At 45.4% G+C, this 2126-nt stretch carries 1 tRNA gene and 1 rRNA gene; both read left to right on the top strand.

Annotated features, from left to right (window positions below):
* Window positions 1–436: 436 nt before the first annotated feature.
* A 16S ribosomal RNA gene (locus AC3E9U_RS16040) occupies window positions 437–1952 on the top strand.
* 84 nt (window positions 1953–2036) lie between these two features.
* Window positions 2037–2110 (top strand) — tRNA-Ile (locus tag AC3E9U_RS16035).
* Window positions 2111–2126 lie beyond the last annotated feature (16 nt).

Below are 2126 nucleotides of genomic sequence, written 5' to 3'. Positions count from 1 at the left end.
AAAAAAAGGTTGAAAATAATTAGGAGTTATGGAAAAGAGTGCTACTTTTGCACCCGCAATCAAGGCACAGTTCTTTAGAAATTTTGAAAATGACAAGTCGAAAAGATTTTGAAAAAAATCGAAAAAAGATTTGGAATAAAGAAAATAAAGATTGTATCTTTGCCACCCGCAAAACAGGGAAGTTCTTAATAAATAGTGAGGTTAAAACGAGTGAAAATTTTTTCAAAAAAAGTTTCAAAAAGTTTTGCCAGTTTAAAAAAGAGTTCTACTTTTGCACCCGCTAACCGAAAGGACGGCGATAAAATAAGAAGAATACGTTCATAGACATATTGAATTGACAGCATTGGAATAAAGAAATTTATTTCAAAATTAAGAGAGAGTAAGACTCGAGTAGATTAGAAAAAACCTAGCATTTTTATCGACAATATTAAAATATACGATGAAGAGTTTGATCCTGGCTCAGGATGAACGCTAGCGGCAGGCCTAACACATGCAAGTCGAGGGGTAGAGGAAGCTTGCTTCCTTGAGACCGGCGCACGGGTGCGTAACGCGTATGCAATCTACCTTATACAGAGGGATAGCCCAGAGAAATTTGGATTAATACCTCATAGTATTATTGAATGGCATCATTTGATAATTAAAGTTCCAACGGTATAAGATGAGCATGCGTCCCATTAGTTAGTTGGTAAGGTAACGGCTTACCAAGACAATGATGGGTAGGGGTCCTGAGAGGGAGATCCCCCACACTGGTACTGAGACACGGACCAGACTCCTACGGGAGGCAGCAGTGAGGAATATTGGTCAATGGGCGCAAGCCTGAACCAGCCATGCCGCGTGCAGGATGACGGTCCTATGGATTGTAAACTGCTTTTATACAGGAAGAAACACCCCTTCGTGAAGGGACTTGACGGTACTGTAGGAATAAGGATCGGCTAACTCCGTGCCAGCAGCCGCGGTAATACGGAGGATCCAAGCGTTATCCGGAATCATTGGGTTTAAAGGGTCCGTAGGCGGTTTAATAAGTCAGTGGTGAAAGCCCATCGCTCAACGATGGAACGGCCATTGATACTGTTAGACTTGAATTATTGGGAAGTAACTAGAATATGTAGTGTAGCGGTGAAATGCTTAGATATTACATGGAATACCAATTGCGAAGGCAGGTTACTATCAATATATTGACGCTGATGGACGAAAGCGTGGGGAGCGAACAGGATTAGATACCCTGGTAGTCCACGCCGTAAACGATGGATACTAGCTGTTCGGTGCAAACTGAGTGGCTAAGCGAAAGTGATAAGTATCCCACCTGGGGAGTACGTTCGCAAGAATGAAACTCAAAGGAATTGACGGGGGCCCGCACAAGCGGAGGAGCATGTGGTTTAATTCGATGATACGCGAGGAACCTTACCAGGGCTTAAATGGGAGACGACAGATCTGGAAACAGATTTTTCTTCGGACGTCTTTCAAGGTGCTGCATGGTTGTCGTCAGCTCGTGCCGTGAGGTGTCAGGTTAAGTCCTATAACGAGCGCAACCCCTATTGTTAGTTGCCAGCGGGTCATGCCGGGAACTCTAACAAGACTGCCGGTGCAAACCGTGAGGAAGGTGGGGATGACGTCAAATCATCACGGCCCTTACGTCCTGGGCTACACACGTGCTACAATGGACGGTACAGAGAGCAGCCACCACGCAAGTGGGCGCGAATCTTCAAAGCCGTTCTCAGTTCGGATCGGAGTCTGCAACTCGACTCCGTGAAGCTGGATTCGCTAGTAATCGCAGATCAGCCATGCTGCGGTGAATACGTTCCCGGGCCTTGTACACACCGCCCGTCAAGCCATGGAAGCTGGGGGTACCTGAAGTCGGTGACCGCAAGGAGCTGCCTAGGGTAAAACTAGTAACTGGGGCTAAGTCGTAACAAGGTAGCCGTACCGGAAGGTGCGGCTGGAACACCTCCTTTCTAGAGAAAAGATAAGATGTGGTTTTTCTATATAAGAGAATTACTCTCGCTGTTAGTTCAAATAATACAATAATTAAAAAACAGAGTCTCGTAGCTCAGCTGGTTAGAGTACTACACTGATAATGTAGGGGTCCCCAGTTCGAGTCTGGGCGGGACTACTAAGTTTTTTGATTA

The sequence above is a fragment of the Flavobacterium sp. 21.1 genome, assembly GCF_057801535.1.
The sequence above is the reverse complement of the archived record's forward strand: the minus strand, read 5'-3'. Positions and strand labels throughout refer to the sequence as shown.